Below are 20382 nucleotides of genomic sequence, written 5' to 3' on the forward strand. Positions count from 1 at the left end.
GACGGTGACTGATTCTGCGCCCAGTGTAATGCCAAAACAGGCCGAACCCGAGCCGGTGGCGTCCGACGTGATCGTCGGCAGCCACGCCTTCCGCCGCGGCGTCGCCGAGGTGCGCACCGGGCGCAGCCCGCGATTCGACGACGAGGTGCTGGCGCAGGACGGCATGCAATGGGCCTATGAGTGGGGCCGGCAATTCGCGCTCTTGGCGCCGCCCGACCTGCCGCTGATCTCGCCCGACGAAGGCACCCTGAACCCCAAGGCGGTGTATCTGTTCAACATCTATCTGCAGCGCGGGCAGTTGTGCAGGTAGGTGGGGGGATGGGTGTCGCAAGCGCTCAACCCATCCTACCGGCGAGGGACGACTAAACAGTTTTCGTGTCGGATGGGTTGAGCCCTTGCGAAACCCATCGCTACGCAACGATCTCGAATGACCAATTATCGGCGTAACGCAATTGCCGGTGGCCGTTTCTTCTTCACCGCCAATCTCGCGGATCGTCGGCTGCGCCTGCTCACCGATCACATCGATCTGTTGCGTGGTGCGTTGCAAGAGACGCGGCAGAGGCATCCCTTCGTGATCGACGCGATCGTTGTGTTGCCCGAACACCTTCATACGATTTGGACGCTGCCGGAGGGCGACGCCGCCGATGTCGGCGGCGATTTCGGCGAGCGGTGAATCGCGGAGTCGCCGTAGGATGGGTTGAGCTCTTGCGAAACCCATCAGATACGCAGTCGCGTGCGCGATGGGTTTCGCAAGGGCTCAACCCATCCTACAACGCTCTTCTCCCCATCTTCGCGTTACAGCCCGCACCGCGACGCGCGACACGCCGCGCTGATCAATTGCCCTTGCCGAAATGGCATTGATTGGGGTCGTCCGACGCGCCCTCCGCCGCGCCTTCGGACCGCTCGCCGCGGCCGTTGACGATGTGCTTGCCGATGGCGTTGCCATACAGCCGGTACTTGACGACAAAATCCTTGGCGAAGTTCACGGTGTCGGCGCCGAGCGTGGCCTCGGCCTGCTGCCGCTTGGCGGCGCTGACGAACTTGGCCAACTGGCCGGCCTTGTCGATCATCTTGATCGCCCGCACCACGTCGTGCAGGCCGATGCGGATGCTGCCGCCTGCCGCGAGATACGTCGGCTCGATCGGCGGCGGCGCTTTGCGTGCGGGCGGCTTGCGCGCGCCGGCCGGCTTGCCCGGCTTCGCGATCTTGCCGGCGGCTTTGCCGCTGCTCTTGCTCTTGGCGCTGCTCTTGGTCTTGGCTTTGGTCTTGGCTTTGGCTTTCGACGCTTTCTTGGCCATGGCGGGATCCTTTACGGCGAAACGACGATGGTCGGTCGGAACAGCTTCAGCGCCAGCACCTGGTTGACGGCTTCCGCGGCGCTGGCTTCGGCGGCGGTGCTGGGCTTTGCGCTGAGCAGCGGCAGGTACTGATAGGAGCGCAGCTGCGCCAGCGCCGGCAGGCCGGGGCCGGGCACCGCGAGGCCCATGGTGATCTTGTGCAGATCGGTGCGGGTGGCTTCGCCGGTGAGCGCGGCGTTGCTGACCTGCAACCCCGAGCGCACCCCGGAGAACGCGATCTTCGGCGCCACGCTGCCGCTGATCACGGTCTGGAATTCCAAGGCGTCGACCAGCGTCGGCGGGCCGTCGCGCTTGTCCTTCGGGCCGCCGAGGTTCTCGAAGATCGTCATGTTGATGAAGTCCTTGATGAAGCCCTTGACGCCGATCTCCCCGGTGATCGGATAGATGGTGTTCGGACCTACCAAATGAGTATAGTCGCGGCCGATCGAGGCGCCGCTGCAGTAGTGATCCGGCAGCCGCAACAGCCCGCTGAAGCTGTCGGTGATGGTGAAGACGCGCTCGTTCTTGCGCAGGCGGTTGGCCTTGCCCTTGATGCCAAGCGTGAAATTCGACGACGAGAACGGCTGCAACAGGTTGATCTCGGTGCCGAGGTTGTTCTCCTCGGTCATCTCCAGATCGAAGGTGGCAGCGACGCCGGTGCCGAAGAAGGTGTTCAGCACGTCGCGGGCGTGACCCTGGAACAGTTTTGGCTCGAATTGCTGGATCGGGCGGCCGTTGCGAAATTCCACGCCGATCTCGTAGCCGCGCTGATCGACGCGTTTTTCGGCGAGATTGCGCTCGTCGGTCAGCCAGCCGAGCGCGAGGTCGATCGCCGCCTGCCGGGTCTCGCAGCGCACTTGTTTGACGATCACCGGCGTCGGCACCCCGGCGACGTCCTCCGGCAGCGGCCGGATCGCGCAGCCGGCCAACAGCGCGCAGGCGACCAGCAGGGCCGCACGGACCACCCCAGACATCGACGCCTCCTGCGCCGGGACGGACGGCTGCCGCCCTGCGGACGCAACTAACAGACTAGTTAGTTAAGCGTCGCGACGCTGTAACTTGCGGGCAACAGGCTGCAAGAATGAGTTGTGGTATCAGGAGGGGTTCAGCCCAGGCGGGTAGAGCGCGGTCGCGCGGTTAGCGTGGGAACGCTGGCGCGGCGCCGGCGGGATCGACGGCGAATGCGCCGCGCCGCGGTCGAGCTATCATCGACGCCAGGAGGCCTGCGACGTGTCCGCGCGGAATTTGCAACGTGAGGATGGCGGTGCGTGGCCGCGGTGCCGGCCGGCGACGCTGCGACGCGATCGCGCCGCCGCGGCTGGGATTTTTACGGGGGTCTTAACTTACCGTAAAGCCCGGTCTGCTAACCCGCTGCGGCGAGTCGCAGGGATGAAAACAACAAAATGGTCCCGTTTCAATGGAACGCGCTGTTCGAAACCGGCAATGCCCGGATCGATCGCCAACATCGCACGCTGTTCGAGCTTACCAACGATCTCGCCCGCGCCGTCCAGAACGGTGAAAAGCTCCCGGAAATCTCTGCCCTGGTGATCAAGCTGCGCGATTACGCGGCGACGCATTTCTGCGACGAAGAACAGCTGATGCGCTGTTCGGCGCTGCCGATCCAGGAAAAGACCCGCCACGCCTGCGCGCACCGCTCGTTCATCAGGAAGGTCGAAGAGCTCGCGTCGCGCAGCGATCTGTCGAACGTCGAAGCGGTCAGCGAATTCCTGCAGTTTCTCGTCACCTGGCTGGTGACGCACATCCTCAAGCTCGACCATCGGATGACCAAGGCGCTGCTGCGCGACCACGCGCCGGACGCCGAGCGGCGCATCACCGTCGAACAGATCCTGATCTCCGCGCTGATGGAGACCGAGCGGCGGTTTCGCGTGATTTCCGACGAGGCGCCGACGCTGATCTGGATCTGCGGCATCGACGGCGTGCGCGACTTCGCCAACAAGGCGTGGTTCGACCTGGTCGGCGCCACCGGCGCCGAAGGCGGCCCGGTCGATTGGACGAACTATCTGCATCCTGAAGACAAGGAGCGCTACCCGGCCTTGATCGCCGGGCTGATGGACGCGCCGCTGCAAGTCGAGACCGAATTCCGCGTCCGGGGCGCGGCGGGAGACTGGCGCTGGATACTGGAAAAGATCACGCCGCGGATGGACGGCGAGCGGCCGATCGGGCTGATCGCTTCGGGGATCGACATCACCGACATCAAGTTGTCGGAGGGCCTGGTCAACGAGGCCAACAGCCGGATGGAGCAGCAGGTCGCCGAGCGCACCCGCGAATTCCAGCGGCTCGCCCACGCCGACCCGTTGACCGGGATCGCCAATCGCCGACTGCTGATCGACCGGCTGGACAGCGAAGTGGCGCGCGCGGCGCGCTGCGGCGAGGCGCTATCGGTGCTCTATGTCGACATCGATTACTTCAAGAGCATCAACGACACGTTCGGCCATGCCGCCGGCGACAGCGTGCTGGTCGAGCTCGCCGCCACCATGAAGGGCCTGGTGCGGCAGACCGATCTGGTGGCGCGGATGGGCGGCGAGGAGTTCGTGGTGTTGCTGTTGAACACCGAACAGTCCGCGGCGTTGCGGGCCGCCGATCACCTGCGGGAAGCGATCGCGCGCTGCCGGTTCGCGCCGATCACCCGGCCGGTGACGGTCAGCGTCGGGGTCGCCGGCCATCAAGCCGGCGAGGACGCGGCGCAGCTGCTCGCTCGCGCCGATCACGCGCTGCTGCAGGCCAAGCGCAGCGGACGAAATCAATGCATCCTGGCGCGCGCCGAGGTCGGTGCGCTGGCGGTGCTGCCGGCGTAGCCGCGCCGCCTCATCCGATCCGCGACGCGCCGGCCGTCGTCATTTCGCGCCGGGCTCGGGGACCGGCGTCATATCCTTGACGCCGACCGCGCCGATATAGACGCCGAGCAGGCGCATCGGCGTGGTGCCGGTGTTGACGCTGAAATGCGCCACGTCCATCGCCTCGACGAGGGAGTCCCCCTGGCGATAGACCCGCTTGCCGTAGCCGCCGTAGTCGACGGTCAATTCGCCCTCGAGGATATAGGCGAACAGCGGCACGTCATGCTTGTGCAGGATGGCGCGTTGCCCCGGGGCCAGCGAGACGATCGCCGCATCGACATGGGGATCGCCCGCGGGATAGCGGATCTTCTGGCCGAGAATGGTGGTGCCGGTCGACAATAGCGGCACCGCGGGGTAGCCGAGCTGCGCGTCCTGCGCGGCGGCGGGAGCGGCCAAAGCGCAGGCGAGCAGGGCGAGTGCTATCACTGGAGCGTGGCGGTGCATCGGCGATCCTTTGCGAGGGGTTGCGTCGCCGATCAATCAAGATCAGCGCGCCGACAGGAAGTCAATCGCCGCTGCGGATGTCGCTTCGCTGAGCTGGGTTTCCCCTTGCTACGCGGGCTCGCCGCGACTGTTGGCTTGAGCGGTCTCGCCGGCTGCCGCGGACGCCGTTGCCGTCTCCGCCACGATGCGTTGCCGGCTGTTCAACCGAAACAACGTGTGCACCTTGTTGCCGACCGTCGCGACGCCGCCGCGCATATTGGGCAAGATCAAAACCGCTTCGCTCATCGTCCGCTCCTGAATGAATTTCCTGCGGTGACAATGGGATGGTTAAACTTTGGTTCATTGTGGATGAGTTTATGGTTAGTATTTGGTTAAGGCGCCATTTGCGGGCTTCGCGGCCGTGCCGGATCCGGGTGACCAGGATGTCTCCGGTTGCGATGATCGAGCTGTAGCGCCGTAGCCCGCGTGAGCGCAGCGATACGCGGGAAGCGACACCGCTAACGCCGCCGTAGGATGGGTTGAGCGCAGCGAAGTCCATCAGCCCCGCGCTAGTCCTTGCGATGGGTGTCGCAAGCGCTCAACCCATCCTACGGGCTACGGGCTCGCTGCTTGGGCCGCGTTCGTATCAGAGAGCAGGGAGGGCAAAGTGAAGCGTGCCGACCGCGTGGATGCCGAAAATCCCATCTCATCCCCGCTAGATCTCCGGCAGCACGTCCCTGATCGCCTCGTCGAGCGCCTCGTCGGTGTCGTCGGGCTGGTCTTGCCGCCTGTCGTCCAGCATCGGGCTCTGGCAGGCCGCCAGCACCTCTTTGAGGACCGGGTCGTCGGGGTCCCAGCGGAATCCGGCGTCGTGCATCTCGAACACCGAGCGCGACACCCGCACCTTCAGCGTGGTCGACGCGCGCAGCTCGGCGAGGAAGGCGGTGGCGGTCGGCTGATAATCGATCACCACGATGTTGCGGCGCAGGCCGCGCACCAGCACGGTCCCGGTCTGCTCGGCGGCGTCGTTGAAATGATACGCCACCGAAATCGGCCCGCCGCGCAAGCCCACGTCGTAGGCGAGCCGGACGCGCGGCTTGCCGCGATAACAACTCGCCTCCAGCGCGGCGCGGCGTGGCAACAGGATGGCCGTGGTCTCGGCGCGGCCGAGCAGGATGGCGACCGGGCGCGTCTCATGGGCCTTGCGCCATCTGCCGTCGAGCGGCGTGGTGAACGCCGACTGCCGTTGCGACAGAACGACCTTCTGCTGCTGCGCGGTGACGCAACCGGCCAGCAGGCTCAGACTCATCGCTACGACGACGCGATACGCCACACGCATCGAAAAGCCCCCTTGCACGCAAGGCTAGTTAATCCCGCCGCGGCGGACAAGAGGCTGTGGTGGTAATCGCGGGTGGTCATCGCGTGAGCCGACGCAACACATCGGCGTCGGCTTAGGAGGCGCGCCGCGCCGCCGCGCACCCGCGGGCTTCTGCCCCGTGGGGAGAATCCCGATCGTTATTACGTAGCATGGGCTGAGCGTAGGATGGGTTGAGCGCAGTTGAGCGTAGGATGGGTTGAGCGCAGCGAAACCCATCAGCCACGGGCGATCCGTCGCGATGGGTTTCGCAAGGGCTCAACCCATCCTACGGGCCACGGGCTACGGTCTGCCGATCAACATAACGGCCGGGCTTTCGCCCGGCCATTGTTTCCAGATGGAGGCCCCGGGGCAAGCCCCGGCATGACGTGATGCTGGCGACAAAGCGGCCCTTACGACAGCGCCTTGTTGCTCTCCTTCACCTTCTCCGCATCGAGATAAAGCTTCTCGCCCATCGATTTGAACTTTTCGCTCATCTGCGCCATGCCGTCTTCGATCACGCCGCTCATCGACATCCCGACGCTGCCCAACGAGCTGCCGCCGGCGAGATTCAGCGCCGCCTTCTCGTTGTCGCCGAGCGAGGCGGCGTAGTCGCGCACATCCTGCGTGATCTTCATCGAACAGAATTTCGGCCCGCACATCGAGCAGAAATGCGCCACCTTGTGGGCGTCCTTCGGCAGCGTCTCGTCGTGGAACGCCTGCGCGGTGTCGGGGTCGAGGCCTAGGTTGAACTGATCCTGCCAGCGGAAGTCGAACCGCGCGCGCGACAGCGCGTCGTCGCGCAATTGCGCCGCCGGATGGCCCTTGGCGAGATCGGAGGCGTGGGCGGCGATCTTGTAAGTAATCACGCCGACCTTGACGTCGTTGCGGTCGGGCAGGCCGAGGTGTTCCTTCGGCGTGACGTAGCACAGCATGGCGCAGCCGAACCAGCCGATCATCGCAGCCCCAATGCCCGAGGTGATGTGGTCGTAGCCTGGTGCGATGTCGGTCGTCAAAGGCCCGAGCGTGTAGAACGGCGCCTCGCCGCATTCCTTCAGCTGCTTGTCCATGTTGATCTTGATCTTGTGCAGCGGCACGTGGCCGGGGCCTTCGATCATCACCTGGCAGCCCTTGTCCCAGGCGATCTTGGTGAGTTCGCCGAGCGTTTCCAGTTCGGCGAATTGCGCGCGGTCGTTGGCGTCGGCGATCGAGCCCGGCCGCAGCCCGTCGCCCAATGAGAACGACACGTCGTATTTGCGCATCAGGTCGCAGATCTCGTCGAAATGCGTGTAGAGGAAGCTCTCCTGATGATGCGCCAGGCACCACTTCGCCATGATCGATCCGCCACGCGATACAATGCCGGTGACGCGGTTGGCGGTGAGGTGGATGTATTGCAGCCGGACGCCGGCGTGGATCGTGAAGTAATCGACGCCCTGTTCGCATTGCTCGACCAGCGTGTCGCGATAGAGCTCCCAGGTCAGTTTGACCGGATCGCCTTCGCATTTCTCCAGCGCCTGGTAGATCGGCACGGTGCCGATCGGGATCGGCGCGTTGCGCAGAATCCATTCGCGCGTTGTGTGGATGTTGCGGCCGGTGGAGAGGTCCATCACGGTGTCGGCGCCCCAGCGGATCGCCCACACCATCTTGTCGACTTCTTCTTCCACCGACGACGACACCGCGGAGTTGCCGATGTTGGCGTTGATCTTGGTGAGGAAGTTGCGGCCGATGATCATCGGCTCGAGTTCGCCGTGGTTGATGTTGCAGGGGATGATCGCGCGTCCACGAGCAATTTCACTGCGCACGAACTCGGGCGTGACGAAGGCCGGCACCGCGGCGCCGAACGATTCGCCGTCGGCCAATGCGGCGTCGGCGCGCTCGAGCTGTTGCTTGCGGCCGAGATTTTCACGCGTGGCGACGTAGATCATCTCCTTGGTGATGATGCCGGCGCGGGCGAATTCGAGTTGCGTGATCGGCGCGCAGCCTGTGCCGCGCAGCGGCTTGTGATAGGCGTTGAAGGACTTTGCGGCGTGGGCGGCGCCGACATTGCCGTTGTCTTCCGGCTTGACGTCGCGGCCGACATATTCCTCGACGCCGCCGCGCTCCTTCACCCAGGCGGTGCGGATCCGCGACAGCCCGGCGTTGACGTCGATGGTGACGCTGGGGTCGGTGTAGGGGCCGGTGGTGTCGTAAACTGGAAGATTGGGCTCGCCGGCGCCTTCGCTGAGGATGATTTCGCGCAATGGCACGCGTAGATCCGGCGCCTCATTGGGCGTCGCGAAGATCTTCTTCGAGGAGGGCAGCGGGCCGGTGGTCACAGCGGGCAGCGTGGTGTCGGGATTGGACCGGATGTTCATGCTATCCTCCTGTTGCGGTTTTTATCGACGGGTAGCGTTTGTAGTCGTTATCCTGAGGGGCAATCGCCCCGTCATTGCGAGTTAGGAACAACCTCATCCGCTTACTGAGCTTTGGTGTCCCGGGCGCGGTGCAGCGCTCTTCGCGCTGCTCCGCAGAACCGGGACCGTTCCATATGCTGCGTTCCGTAACGGCCCCGGCTCTGCAGCGCACCACGCCGCAAGTGCGGCGCGTTGCACTGCGTCCGGGGCACGTTTGTCGGTTCCGTCGTTCATCACGCCGCCGCGGCGACATGGTCGAGCCAGGCCCGCACCCGCGCGTCGGGGTCTGGGTTCTGCGTCACGTCGCTGACCACCGCGATGGAGTCTGCGCCGGCGGCAAAGATCTCGGCGGCCTGTTCCAGCTTGATGCCGCCGATCGCCACCAATGGAATCGTGCCCACGCGCTTCTTCCACTCGCTGATCTTCGCAATGCCTTGCGGCGCAAAGCGCATCGATTTCAGCGTGGTCGGAAAGATCGGGCCGAGCGCGATGTAGTCCGGCCGTGCGGCGAGCGCGGTCTCGAGTTCGGCGTCGTCGTGGGTCGATAGCCCGAGCGTCAGCCCGGCGTTACGGATTTCGGTAAGATCGGCGTCGGCAAGATCCTCCTGGCCGAGATGCAGATGCTGCGCGCCGGCGACGATCGCGGCGCGCCAGTAATCGTTGATCACCAGCCTGGTCGGGGTGTCCTTCACCAAGGCGAGTGCGTCGGTCACCAGCTGCAGCGCCTGCGAATCGTCGAGCTCCTTGACCCGCAGCTGCAGCGTGCCGACGCCCTGCGCGACCAGCCGCGCCACCCAGGCGAGGCTGTCGACCACCGGATAGAAGCGATCAGGATACGGCATGCCAGAACGGTGTCCCGATCACAGGAGTGGAGGGCGAGGCGAAATCGCGGGCGTCCATCAGCCCGGACTCGTAGGCGATACGGCCGGCTTCGACCGCGAGCTTGAAGGCGCCGGCCATCGCCACCGCGTCGGCGGCCTTGGCGATCGCGGTGTTGAGCAGCACGGCGTCGAAGCCGAGTTCGAGGGCGGCTGCGGCATGGCTCGGCGCGCCGAGCCCCGCATCGACGACCAGCGTGATATCGGGCAGCCGGTCGCGCAACAGCTTGAGTGCGTCGCGGTTGGTGATGCCGCGCGCGCTGCCGATCGGCGCCGCCCAGGGCATCACCACACGGCAGCCGGCGTCGACCAGCCGCATCGCGACGCTGAGGTCCTCGGTGCAATAGGGAAACACCTCGAAGCCGTCATTGACCAGTTCGGTCGCGGCTTCGACCAGGCCGACCACGTCGGGCTGCAGCGTGTCGTTGTCGCCGATCACTTCGAGCTTGATCCAGTTGGTGCCGAATAGTTCGCGCGCGAGTTTCGCGGTGGTCACCGCCTCGCGCACGGTGCGGCAGCCCGCGGTGTTCGGCAGCACGGTGACGCCGAGGTCGCGGATCAGCGACCAGAACACGTCGCCGGCCTTGCCGCCGGCGGTCTCGCGCCGCAGCGACACCGTGACGATCTGCGCGCCCGACGCGCGGATCGCGTCCTGCATGATCGCGGGCGATTCATACAGCGCGCTGCCGATCAGCAGCCGCGAGGAGAATTCCTTGCCGCAGAAGTTCACCATGATCGTGTCCTCGCGCTGCTCCCCGGAGCACGGCGCGCTCCCTCGCCCCGCTCTTGCGGGGAGAGGGGTGGGGTGAGGGGCGAGCCCTCGGCGAATCCCGACGATGGATGGAAGGCCGTGCTCAGCCCCTCACCCGACCGACTTCGCTTCGCTTCGCCGGTCGACCTCTCCCCGCGTAGCGGGGAGAGGTGAAGAAAGTGATCCATCGCTCACCCTCCCTGTCGCGGGGTGATGATCTCGATCTCGTCGCCGCTGTTGAGCGCCGTGTCGGCCCATTTGGTCCGCGGCACCACCTCGAAATTCACCGCCACCGCGACGTGGCTGCCGGCGTAGTCGAGCTCGCTCAAGAGCGCGTCGACGCGGCCGGCGGCGACTTCGGTGTGCTCGCCGTTGACGATCACACGCATTGCATCACCTCGTTGTTGATGACGCCGCGCTGCACATAGGCGAGCGTCATCTCGGCGAGCGCCGGCGACAGCAGGAAGCCGTGGCGATACAGCCCGTTGACCGCGATGCGGCCGTTGCCGAGCGCGATCCGCGGCAGGTTGTCCGGGAACGCCGGGCGCAGCCCGGAGCCGAATTCGAGAATCCGCGCTTCGCCGAACGCCGGATGCAGCGCGTAGGCCGCGGTCAGCAGCTCCAGCGCAGAGCGCACGCTGACGCCCTCGTCCTCGCTCTCGATAGTGGTGGCGCCGACCATGAAGACGTTGTCGGGCCGCGGGATCACATAGACCGGCCAGCGCGGGTGCATCAGCCGCACCGGGCGCGACAACTGCACGTCCTTCGACTCGATGACGATCATCTCGCCCTTGACGCCGCGCAGTTCCGGCGCCGCGTCCCGCGCGGACAATCCGCGGCAATCGATCACCACGCCGTCGAGTTCGTCGGGGTTCTGCGCCGACATGAAGTGAATAGTTCCGCCGGCTGCGATCAGCCGCTCGTGCAGCTTGGCGAGCACCACGCGCGGCTCGACATGGCCCTCATCGGCGAAGAACAGGCCTTCGCGGAAGCGGCCTTCCAGCGCCGGCTCGAGCTCGGCGATGCCCTTGGCGTCGAGCCGCTGATGTCCGGTGGTCAATTTGGCGAAGCGCTCGTAGTCGGCGCGGTCGCGCGGATGCGACACCACCAAGGAGCCGTTGAACGGCGTCTCGGGAAATTCCTCGCGCCAGATGTCGAGCGAGCGCATGCCGATCCGGCTGATCACCGGCTCGGCCGATTCGGCCTCGCACCACGGCGCCAGCATGCCGCCGGCCCAATGGCTGGTGGCTTGCGTCATTTCGGAATCGCCGCTCTCGTAGAGCGTCACATCGCGTCCGGCGCGGGCCAGCATCAAGGCCTGCCAGGCCCCGGCAATGCCGGCGCCGATCACCGAAATCGGTGCATTTGTGCGGAGATCAACGGGCAACGGCCCGCGCTTAGTCTGCGTCGTCTGGTACATCCCTGTCCCTTCGCCGGCATGACCCGGATCAGGTTCAAAGGGTCACCGCGCCCCGGTGATTCGCACGATGCGAATGCCAGCAAGCGGTATCTCAGCTCCTCGTCGGAGCCCCCCTCGGAACAGCCCGCAATGTAGGCCGATGGCGCCCGGTGTCAACGCGCCTTTGGCTGCGGCCGTCGCAACTAACGCGCGCAGCTGCACTTGATTTTCATGGCGTCGTGACAGGCGCGATGGAACCCGCCGTCAGGCGTGAAAATTGTCGCAGGTCCGGAACATGCGCGCGCGACCGTCGTTTCGCCATGACCGTTACAACAGGGAGACAAACATGTTCGCGAAATCCATTACGGCCGGCTTGCTCGGCACCGCGTTGCTGGCCACCGCCGCCGTCGCGCAGACGCCCAGCGCCACCACCACGACGCCTGCGCCCAGCGCGTCCGCTTCGTCGGGCTCCAGCATGTCGCATCAGGGTCAATGGCGCAGCTCGAAGCTGATCGGCATCAACGTCTACAACGACAACAACGAGAGCCTCGGCGAGATCAGCGAATTGCTGGTCGATCAGTCCGGCAAGGTGCAGGCCGCGGTGATCGGCGTCGGCGGTTTCCTCGGCATGGGCGAGCGCAACATCGCGATCCCGTTCGAGAAGATCAAATGGGTCAACGAGCCGCTGCGCAGCGCCGCCAACAATCGTCCGGCCGGCTCCGCCGCGACCGGCACGGCGGCCGGCACCGGCACGGCGGCGAGCACCACCACAGGCTCGGCCGCGTCGACCGCGTCCAGCTCCAGCGCCAACAAGTGGTATCCCGATCATGCGGTGTTCAACGCCAGCAAGGACGAGCTGAAGGCGCTGCCGGAGTTCAAGTACTCCAACTGAACGCCATCGATTCGTAGTGTTACGAGGCCGGGTGGCGTTGCCGCCCGGCCTTTTTATTGCATGCGTGAAGCGCAATGGAACGGCGCCGTGCTAGGCTCGCGCGGCACAACGGGGGCAGACGCATGACTGAACTGGCGAGCGCAGCCAAACGGCCGCACCGCATCGTGGTGGCGGGCGGCGGAGCCGGCGGGCTCGAACTGGTCACCAAGCTCGGCGATACGCTGGGCAAGCAGGGCCTCGCCAAGGTGACGCTGGTGGAGCGCTCGCGTACCCATATCTGGAAGCCGTTGCTGCATTCGGTGGCCGCTGGCAGCCTGCGCCGCTCGCAGCACGAGCTGAACTATCTGGCGCAGGCGCATTGGCACAATTTCGTCTACCGCTACGGCGAGGTGGTCGGGCTCGACCGCGCCGAGAAACAGCTCAAGCTCGCGGCGATGCTCGACGAAGAAGGCCGCGAGATCACCCCGGCGTCGAGCCTGCCCTACGACACGCTGATCATGGCGATCGGCAGCATCACCAATGATTTCGGCACCCCGGGCGCCGCGGAATTCGCGGTGCCGCTGGAAACCCCGGAGCAGGCCAGCCGCTTCAACCGCCGCATCGTCAACGCCTGCCTGCGCGCCAACGCGCAACCCGAAGGGCCGCGGCCGGGGCAATTGCACATCGCGATCATCGGCGCCGGCGCCACCGGCACCGAACTTGCCGCCGAACTGCACCACACCGTGCGCGACGTGGTCGGCTACGGCATGGACCGCATCGATCCTTCGCGCGACATCCACATCGTGCTGATCGAGGCGTCGCCGCGGATCCTGCCGGCGCTGCCGGAGCGGATCTCGGGCGCCACGCAGGATCTCTTGAAAGAGCTCGGCGTCGAAGTGCGTACCAGCGCCCGGGTCGCCGAGGTGCGCGCCGACGGCGTGGTGCTGTCGAGCGGCGAAATGATTCCGTCCGAACTGGTGGTGTGGTCGGCCGGGGTCAAGGCGCCGGACTTTCTCGCGGGTCTCGACGGGCTGGAGACCAACCGGATCAATCAGCTCATGGTCGACACCTCGCTGCGCACCACCCGCGATCCGAGCATCTTCGCGATCGGCGATTGCGCCTCCTGTCCGCGCCCGGGCTTTGACGCGCCGGTGCCGCCGCGCGCCCAGGCGGCGCATCAGATGGCGACGCACATCATCCGCAACATCGCGCCGATCATGGCCGGGCAGCCGGTGCCGCCGTTCGAGTATCGCGATTTCGGCTCGCTGGTGTCGCTCGGCAAGTATTCCGCGGTCGGCAATCTGATGGGCTACGCGATCGGCCGCAGCATGTTCATCGAGGGCATGTTCGCGCGGCTGATGTATCGCTCGCTCTACAAGATGCACGAGGCGGCGCTGCACGGCCGCTCCACGGTGTTCTGGCGGGCGATGCTGTCCACCATCTCGCAGCGCCCGACGCCCAGCGTCAAGCTGCATTGAGGAGGCGGATCAGCGGCTCGACATTGTTGCCGCATCCTTCGAGGCTCGCCTGCGCCTGCTGCGTAGTAACGCTGCCGTCGTCGTCGGCGAGCGCCTCAGGATGACGGCGCTTAGTTGGGTGAAGCTCCTACAAAGTAACCGTCATCCTGAGGAGCCCGGCTGAGCGCAGCGCAGCCGGGCGTCTCGAAGGATGGGCTGCGAGCACGCACGCAGCAACCCCTCACAACTTCGGCAGCGCGGTCACGGTGACGTTCAAGAAACCGTCCGCCGCGGCGGTGACGCGCAGCGTGGTGGAGTCGAAGGCCAGCGCGGTCAGCCGCAGGCTGTCGATTTCCGAGGCCACCCGCAGCCCTTCCTCGTTGAGATGATAGTCGGCGATCATCGCGCCGATCCGGCGCTGCAGGTTGCTGGCGAACGGCTTCAGATCGAGCACCGCCTTGTCGGCTAAGGCCTGCTGCAACAGCGGCATCGCGGCGCGGGTGGCGCCGCCGAGCAGTCCGAACGCCGCCTCGGATTCCACCGCGAGTTCGAGATTGGCGAGCCGCAGCGTCTGCTTCTCGGAATCGAGCACCGGCTTGCCCCAGATATACACCGTGGCGTCGCCGCCGAGGCCGAAGAAACTCTTCTTCTCGCGGGCGTTGACCGTGAGCGCGATCAGCAGCCGATCGCCGGAGGCCTTCACCGTCGCGTGCTTGACGGTGACTTCGACGGCGCCGGAGCCGTCCTCCGGGAAGGTCTTGTTGGCGAGCTGGGCCTCCAGAATGCGGTCGATTTCGGTGAACGGCGTGTCGATCGGCACCGCGATCGAGACGCCGGCGGCCTCCGCCGGCACGATGCCGAGCGTCGCCGGGAACGGGCAGTCCGGCTTGGTCTGCGCCGCGGTGACGCGGGTTTCGGCCTCGATGCCGAGCGTCAGCGTCACCGCGCTGCCGTCGACTTTCGGCTGCGCCGCCAGCGCCCGGGTGGGGCGCAATTCCAGCCACAGCCCTTGCACCGCGATGCCCTGCAGCGGGATCGAGCGGCACATCCGGCTCCATTCGCGCCGCGCGTTCTGCTCCAGCGTGGCGTCGTTGCGGATCCGCTGCTGCAACGAGGCGAGCTGCTCGTTGACCGCCTTGTCGATCATCGGCTTGACCTGCGCCGGCACGTTGACGTGCATTCCGGCGACCGCGACCGAGCTGTCGCCGAGCGAGACTTGGGCTGTGAGATTCGGCTCGACCCGCCAGTTCGGCGTGATGGTCGGCCGCGCCGCCATCATGATGGCGCCCTTGATGTCGGCGTTGGCGTGGAAGTTCTTGATGTTGACGCCGATCTGCGCCGCGGCCTTGCCGCCGAGCAGCTTGCCGAGCACGTCGTTGACCGCGCCCTTGGCGTTGCCGTTGAGCGCGCCCTTCACCGCAAGCGTGCCGTTGATCGGCGCCGCCAGCCCGAGCTGGTTCTGCGAACCGGCGGCGGTGATGGCGCCGCGCGCCGCGGTCCAGTTGATGTCGGCGTCCTGCAACAGCTGCGGCATCGGATTGGGCGCCTTACCGGCGAAGTTGCGCGGCGCGGCGCGTTCGGCGACGTCGCGGATCGCGTTCAGCGTGATCGACACCGGCACCACGATGGTCGAGGTCCGCGCCGCGGGCAGCGCCGGCAACGGCGCCAGCGGCGGCGCCTTGGTCTCGACGACGCGCGGCGACAGCCGATCGACCGCGATCAGGCCGGCAACGGACGACACGGCCAGCACGGCGACCGTGATTAGGATGGTTTTCAGACGCATGTGGGCCCCGGAGGTTGCGTCTGGCGAGATTACAGCCGTCAGGCGAGCCGCGCCAGCCGCGCCGAACGGATCGTCGGCACGGCGGGAGGCAGCTATCCAAATACGTCGGGGATAAGGCGGGGCAAATCGGACCGTGGTCGGTTGCGGCATCGCGGGCAGGGTGGCGTTATTTGCGCCACCCGATCCGGCGTGATCAGCCGCGGCTGCGCTCCGCAGCGTCGGCGCGACGATCGATCGGCAGCACCACCACCTTGGTGCCGACATTGACCCGCGAATACAGATCGGCGACGTCGGCATTGGTCAGCCGGATGCAACCGGACGACACCCTTGTGCCGATGGTGGAGGGCGCGTTGGTGCCGTGGATGCGATAGATCGAACCGCCGAGATACATTGCGCGGGCGCCGAGCGGGTTGCCGGGGCCGCCGGCCATGAAGCGCGGCAGATAGGGCTGCCGGGCGATCATCTCGGCGGGCGGCGTCCAGTTCGGCCATTCCGCCTTTCGGGTGATCGGCTGCACGCCGGCCCAGGTGAAGCCGTCGCGGCCGACCCCGATGCCGTAGCGCATCGCCCGACCATTGCCGAGCACCAGATAGAGATAGGTGTTGCCGGTGTCGATCACGATGGTGCCGGGCGCCTCGCGCGTCGTGTAGTTCACCACCTGGCGGCGCAGCCGCGCCGGCAATTCGTTGGTCACCACGGCGTCGTCATCCTGCGGAACGGCCTCGGCCTGCGGCGCGGGCTGCATCGGCTGCTGCAGCATCGGCAGCGGCAGGAACGGGAACAGCGGCAGCGGCGCGGCGGCGGCCGGGCCGGCAAAGCCGGCGACGCCGATCGCCAGGGCTGCGAGCGAGGCAATGCTGCGGCGGGACGTCAACTTGCCACCAGCGAGCTTGGGATGAGCGGACTTGAACATGACCTGTCTCCGTTTTGAGCGCCCTGTGAGCGCCCTTGCGGCGCTTCGTTGGTTGCAGAGATAGGCCGCAATGGTTTCCGGACGTTGTTGTCGATGGCGGGAAATGGTTTCATTGGCGCCGGAATTGTGTCGTCGCGGCCACCTTTGTGCCAACAGCGTTGCCAAGCTTTGGGCGGGATGCCGCAGTTTCGTGCGCTCGAATTAGCAATCGGTTCATCGACGGCGCGGCCCGGCCGGATCGCAAACGTTCCTTTACCTTCTTGCGCCAGGGTGGCCGCAGCATCGTCCTTCCGACGCGAGAGAACGCCCGTGAACAAGCTCCAGTATTGCGTCACAGCCATTGCGGCGCTGGCGTCGACCTCGGCATTCGCCGCCGACTACATGGCGGCGCCGTATCAGCCGCGCTATGTGCGCCGCGCGCCGCCGCCGATGTATTACGCCGCCCCGATGCCGCGGATCCCGCAGGCGCCGCCGGTGGTCTGGGTGCAGGCGCCGCCGAACTACGTCCGGCATCTGGTCCCGGTGCAGGGCTGCGGCGGCTGCGGCCCCGGCTATGCCTCGGTCGGTGAATGGCAGCAGACGCTGCCGCCGGGTCCGTTCGACCGCTATATCGACGACTACGGCTACTAGCGCCACGCGCCGTCCCCCATCGCTCGTCGCGCGAGACAGAAAATCTCTCGCCGCCGCGACGCGAAGTGACATCATGCTACGCGAGACGGCGTGATCTGCCGGCGCTGAGGATGCGAGACGAACCGTCTTTGCGTCGCACCAAATTCGAAATTCCATTTCGTTGACGGAAGTTATTCGCCGGCCCCATCATTTGCGGCAGATCGATGCTGCAAACTGGAGACCGCGATGCCGACCACTGATAACAAGGCGGTGCTCAACCGCCGTGCCTTGCTCCGCGGCAGTGCCGCCGCGGCGTTGGCCGCGCCGCTCGGGGTGTGGGGCGCTAGCGCCTTCCCCGGCCGTCCGGCGCCCGCGATCGACTTCTCCGAATTTCCGATCTGCCGCGCCTCGTCGGAAGCCCCGGCGCCGACCGGCGCGCCGCGCAAGCTGAAGATTTCCTGGAACGCCAACGCGATCTGCGGCGTCACGCTGCCGGTGGCGATCGACCACGGCTTCTTCCAGAAGCAGAATCTCGACGTCGAGCTGGTGAATTTCTCCGGCGCCACCGATCAGTTGCTGGAGGCGATCGCCACCGGCAAGAGCGACGCCGGCATCGGCATGGCGCTGCGCTGGCTGAAGCCGCTGGAGCAGGGCTTTGACGTCAAGATCGTCACCGGGACGCATGGCGGCTGCCTGCGCGCCATCGCGCCGGTGAACTCCGGCATCACCAAGGTCGCCGACCTCAAGGGCAAGACGGTCGCGGTCGGCGATCTCACCGGGCCGGACAAGAATTTCTTCTCGATCCAGCTCGCCAAGCAGGGCATCGACCCGATCACCGAGGTGGAGTGGCGGCAATATCCCGGCAATCTCTTGCGGCTCGCGGTGGAGAAGGGCGAGGTGCAGGCGCTGATGGCGTCCGATCCGATCGCCTATCTCTGGCTCAAGGACGGCGCGTTCCGCGAGATCGGCTCCAATCTTGATGGCCCCTACAAGGACATCTCCTGCTGCATCGTCGGCGTGCGCGGCAGCCTGATCCGCGACGAGCCGCAGGTGGCGCGCGGCATCGCGGTCGGCCTGCGCGATGCGGCGATGTTCATCACGCAGAATCCCGACAAGGCCGCGGCGTCGTATCTGCCCTATGCGCCGAAGACTGCGACCGAAGACGATCTACGGTCGCTGGTGCGCTACCACACCCATCATCATCACCCGGCGGGCGATCAGTTGAAGCGCGAGCTGAAGGGCTACGCCGACGATCTCAAACTGGTCTCGGTGTTCAAGCCGTCGACCGACACCGCGAAATTCGCCGAAAGGATTTATGCCAATGTCCTCGGCGTCTAATTCGGAATTCACCCTGCCGCAGTCGGCCGAGGAGGGCGCCGCTTTCGCCGGCGCCAATTGGCCGCCGCTGGCGACGCTATTGGCCGGCTCGACCGGATTGCTCGCAGGGCTTGCCTGGGCGGCGTTCGGGCTGGTGTCGCTGCTGCTGCCCGACGTCGAGGCCGGCGACTGGTCGCAGACCCGCAACGTCGGCGCCGCGGCGCTCGGCATTGCGGCGGCCATCGCGATCCTCAGCCTCGGCGCGCCGTGGTTCGGCCGCGTCGGCGCGGGCTTGCGCAAACGCGCGCCGTGGCTGCTGCTGCTCGGGCTGCTGCTGACGGTGTGGGAACTGGCGACCGCGAAATTCGGCTGGCTGCCGCTGCCGTTCTTCCCGCCGCCGCAGGCGATCGTCGAGGTCTACACCGACGACCTGCCGAAACTTGCGGCCAGCGTCTGGGCCTCGGTCAAGCTGCAACTCGGCGGCTACGCCATCGGCGCGCTGCTCGGCTTCGTCACCGGGGTCTCGATCGGCTGGTCGGTCGCGGTCGGCTACTGGATTCATCCGATCCTGCGTTTCATCGGCCCGCTGCCGGCGACCGCCTGGCTGCCGATTGCGTTCTTCACCTTTCCGTCGAGCTGGAGCGCCTCGACCTTCCTGATCGCGCTGGCCACCGGCTTTCCGGTCACGGTGCTGACCTGGTCCGGCGTCGCCAGCGTCAGCAACGCTTACTACGACGTGGCGCGTACGCTCGGCGCCAAGCCGTCGTTCCTGGTGCTGAAGGTGGCGATTCCGGCTGCGCTGCCGCACGTCTTCGTCGGGCTGTTCATGGGGCTCGGCGCGTCGTTCGCGGTGCTGGTGGTGGCGGAGATGATCGGCGTCAAGGCCGGGCTCGGCTGGTATCTGCAATGGGCGCAGGGCTGGGCCGCCTACGCCAACATGTATGCGGCGCTGATCGTGATGTCGCTACTGTGCTCCGGCGCCATCACGGCGTTGTTCCGGGTGCGCGACGGATTGCTGATCTGGCAGAAGGGTGTCGTGAAATGGTAGCGCTGGCGCTGAAACAGGAGGCACCGCTCGCCGGCGCCGCGCTCGACATCGACGACGTCAGCCATCACTTCGACATCGACGGCAAATTGCTGCCGGTGCTGGATCACGTCTCGCTCAATGCCAAGCCCGGCGAATTCGTGGCGCTGCTCGGGCCGTCCGGCTGCGGCAAGTCGACCTTGCTGCGGCTGGTCGCAGGTCTCGAGCCGCCACGCTCGGGGTCTCTCACCGAAGACGGCCGTCCTATCAAGGGGCCGCATCCGTCGCGCGTGGTGGTGTTTCAGGATCCGACGCTGTTTCCCTGGCGCACGGTGTGGAAGAACGTCGCGCTCGGGCTCGAGGCGCAGGGCATCATCAAGAGCCAGCGCCCCCGCGTCGACGCCGCGATCGAGCTGGTGGGCTTGAGCGGTTTCGCCAACGCCTATCCGCATCAATTGTCCGGCGGCATGGCGCAGCGCGTCTCGCTGGCGCGTGCGCTGGTCAACGATCCGCAGATCCTCATTCTCGACGAGCCGCTCGGCAAGCTCGATTCGCTGACGCGGCTCAGCATGCAGACCGAGATCGTCTCGCTGTGGCAGCGCAACGGCTTCACCACGCTGCTGGTGACGCACGACGTCGAGGAAGCGCTGTTCCTGGCGCAGCGCGTCATCGTGTTCAGCGATCGGCCGGCCAGCATCAAGGCCGACATCACGGTGGATACGCCGTATCCGCGGCACCGCGGCGACGCTTATCTCGCCGAGCTGCGTCAGCAGATCCTCGGCCTGCTCGGGCTCGATGCGACGTGGTGAGATGAGTTAGCGGGTCGACGCTCCCAAATTGAAAGCCGTCATTCCGGGGCGCGAGCAGCGAAGCTGCAAGCGAACCCGGAATCCAGCTAGCGGTGACCCGTAGCCCGGATGAGCGTAGCGATATCCGGGACTCTTCGTCGCGGCGTCTCCCCGCTAAGAGCCGTCATTCCGGGGCGCGCGCGGCGCAAGCCGCGCGCGAACCCGGAATC

20 protein-coding genes, 1 pseudogene and 1 riboswitch are annotated in these 20382 nt (G+C 66.3%); of the genes and pseudogenes, 9 read left to right on the forward strand and 12 right to left on the reverse strand.

Features of this window, described 5'->3' with window-relative positions:
* The first annotated feature begins 28 nt into the window (after window positions 1-28).
* On the forward strand, window positions 29-310 hold the full coding sequence (locus HNR60_RS14445) for a hypothetical protein (protein WP_184258640.1): 282 nt from the start codon (window positions 29-31) through the stop codon (window positions 308-310).
* Window positions 311-427: 117 nt separating this feature from the next.
* Window positions 428-640, forward strand: a pseudogene (locus tag HNR60_RS14450) (transposase); the annotation flags it as partial.
* Between the two features lie 193 nt (window positions 641-833).
* Here HNR60_RS14450 and HNR60_RS14455 read toward each other — a convergent pair.
* Both HNR60_RS14455 and HNR60_RS14460 read right to left on the reverse strand, forming a co-directional pair.
* On the reverse strand, window positions 834-1298 hold the full coding sequence (locus HNR60_RS14455) for a hypothetical protein (RefSeq protein ID WP_184258642.1): 465 nt from the start codon (window positions 1296-1298) through the stop codon (window positions 834-836).
* A gap of 11 nt (window positions 1299-1309) precedes the next feature.
* Window positions 1310-2311 (reverse strand): hypothetical protein, encoded by a 1002-nt coding sequence (locus tag HNR60_RS14460; RefSeq protein WP_184258644.1) that lies wholly within the window; start codon window positions 2309-2311, stop codon window positions 1310-1312.
* A gap of 429 nt (window positions 2312-2740) precedes the next feature.
* On the opposite strand from HNR60_RS14460, the gene HNR60_RS14465 reads away from it, so the two are divergent.
* Window positions 2741-4153 carry a GGDEF domain-containing protein gene (locus HNR60_RS14465; RefSeq protein WP_184258646.1) on the forward strand — a complete coding sequence of 471 codons (1413 nt, stop codon included), beginning with the start codon at window positions 2741-2743 and terminating at the stop codon, window positions 4151-4153.
* Between the two features lie 39 nt (window positions 4154-4192).
* On the opposite strand, the gene HNR60_RS14470 is transcribed toward HNR60_RS14465, so the two are convergent.
* From HNR60_RS14470 to HNR60_RS14505, 8 genes are all read right to left on the reverse strand, one after another.
* Entirely contained in the window at window positions 4193-4636 is a 444-nt protein-coding gene (locus HNR60_RS14470; protein WP_184258648.1) for a cupin domain-containing protein, read from the reverse strand.
* Window positions 4637-4744: 108 nt separating this feature from the next.
* On the reverse strand, window positions 4745-4921 hold the full coding sequence (locus tag HNR60_RS14475) for a hypothetical protein (RefSeq protein ID WP_184258650.1): 177 nt from the start codon (window positions 4919-4921) through the stop codon (window positions 4745-4747).
* A gap of 409 nt (window positions 4922-5330) precedes the next feature.
* On the reverse strand, window positions 5331-5954 hold the full coding sequence (locus HNR60_RS14480; protein ID WP_184258652.1) for a hypothetical protein: 624 nt from the start codon (window positions 5952-5954) through the stop codon (window positions 5331-5333).
* A 428-nt stretch (window positions 5955-6382) separates the two neighbouring features.
* Entirely contained in the window at window positions 6383-8323 is a 1941-nt protein-coding gene (thiC, locus tag HNR60_RS14485; protein WP_184258654.1) for a phosphomethylpyrimidine synthase ThiC, read from the reverse strand.
* A 272-nt stretch (window positions 8324-8595) separates the two neighbouring features.
* Window positions 8596-9204 (reverse strand): thiamine phosphate synthase, encoded by a 609-nt coding sequence (locus HNR60_RS14490; protein ID WP_184258656.1) that lies wholly within the window; start codon window positions 9202-9204, stop codon window positions 8596-8598.
* A complete protein-coding gene (locus tag HNR60_RS14495; RefSeq protein ID WP_184258658.1) occupies window positions 9191-9973 on the reverse strand; it encodes a thiazole synthase in 783 nt (260 codons plus the stop codon). Before HNR60_RS14495 ends, HNR60_RS14490 begins: the two co-directional genes overlap by 14 nt.
* Before the next feature lie 209 nt (window positions 9974-10182).
* Complete coding sequence (thiS, locus tag HNR60_RS14500) at window positions 10183-10380, reverse strand: sulfur carrier protein ThiS (RefSeq protein ID WP_184258660.1); 198 nt, start codon at window positions 10378-10380, stop codon at window positions 10183-10185.
* The gene (locus HNR60_RS14505) at window positions 10371-11411 is read right to left on the reverse strand and encodes an FAD-dependent oxidoreductase (RefSeq protein ID WP_184258661.1); all 1041 of its coding nucleotides are present in this window, start codon (window positions 11409-11411) and stop codon (window positions 10371-10373) included. Before HNR60_RS14505 ends, thiS begins: the two co-directional genes overlap by 10 nt.
* Window positions 11399-11536: riboswitch (TPP riboswitch) on the reverse strand. It overlaps the preceding gene by 13 nt.
* A 200-nt stretch (window positions 11537-11736) precedes the next feature.
* On the opposite strand from HNR60_RS14505, the gene HNR60_RS14510 reads away from it, so the two are divergent.
* Both HNR60_RS14510 and HNR60_RS14515 read left to right on the forward strand, forming a co-directional pair.
* A complete protein-coding gene (locus HNR60_RS14510) occupies window positions 11737-12282 on the forward strand; it encodes a PRC-barrel domain-containing protein (protein ID WP_184258662.1) in 546 nt (181 codons plus the stop codon).
* Between the two features lie 122 nt (window positions 12283-12404).
* Complete coding sequence (locus HNR60_RS14515) at window positions 12405-13739, forward strand: NAD(P)/FAD-dependent oxidoreductase (RefSeq protein ID WP_184258663.1); 1335 nt, start codon at window positions 12405-12407, stop codon at window positions 13737-13739.
* A 220-nt stretch (window positions 13740-13959) separates the two neighbouring features.
* Here the strand turns inward: HNR60_RS14515 and HNR60_RS14520 are convergent, their stop codons facing one another.
* Both HNR60_RS14520 and HNR60_RS14525 read right to left on the reverse strand, forming a co-directional pair.
* Entirely contained in the window at window positions 13960-15501 is a 1542-nt protein-coding gene (locus HNR60_RS14520; protein WP_184258664.1) for a DUF4403 family protein, read from the reverse strand.
* Between the two features lie 193 nt (window positions 15502-15694).
* Complete coding sequence (locus HNR60_RS14525) at window positions 15695-16414, reverse strand: L,D-transpeptidase (protein WP_184258666.1); 720 nt, start codon at window positions 16412-16414, stop codon at window positions 15695-15697.
* Window positions 16415-16723: 309 nt separating this feature from the next.
* Between HNR60_RS14525 and HNR60_RS14530 the strand changes: the two genes are divergently transcribed.
* The 4 genes from HNR60_RS14530 to HNR60_RS14545 all read left to right on the forward strand — a co-directional run bounded on the left by HNR60_RS14530 (window position 16724) and on the right by HNR60_RS14545 (window position 20173).
* Window positions 16724-17044, forward strand: a complete 321-nt coding sequence (locus HNR60_RS14530; protein ID WP_347339347.1) for a hypothetical protein — start codon at window positions 16724-16726, stop codon at window positions 17042-17044.
* 225 nt (window positions 17045-17269) lie between these two features.
* Window positions 17270-18361 carry an ABC transporter substrate-binding protein gene (locus HNR60_RS14535; protein WP_184258669.1) on the forward strand — a complete coding sequence of 364 codons (1092 nt, stop codon included), beginning with the start codon at window positions 17270-17272 and terminating at the stop codon, window positions 18359-18361.
* A complete protein-coding gene (locus tag HNR60_RS14540; protein WP_184258672.1) occupies window positions 18339-19388 on the forward strand; it encodes an ABC transporter permease in 1050 nt (349 codons plus the stop codon). The genes HNR60_RS14535 and HNR60_RS14540 overlap by 23 nt, the downstream gene beginning before the upstream one ends.
* Window positions 19382-20173, forward strand: a complete 792-nt coding sequence (locus HNR60_RS14545) for an ABC transporter ATP-binding protein (protein ID WP_184258673.1) — start codon at window positions 19382-19384, stop codon at window positions 20171-20173. Before HNR60_RS14540 ends, HNR60_RS14545 begins: the two co-directional genes overlap by 7 nt.
* Window positions 20174-20382: the final 209 nt, after the last annotated feature.

The organism is Rhodopseudomonas rhenobacensis (assembly GCF_014203125.1).
Taxonomy (GTDB): domain Bacteria; phylum Pseudomonadota; class Alphaproteobacteria; order Rhizobiales; family Xanthobacteraceae; genus Rhodopseudomonas_A; species Rhodopseudomonas_A rhenobacensis.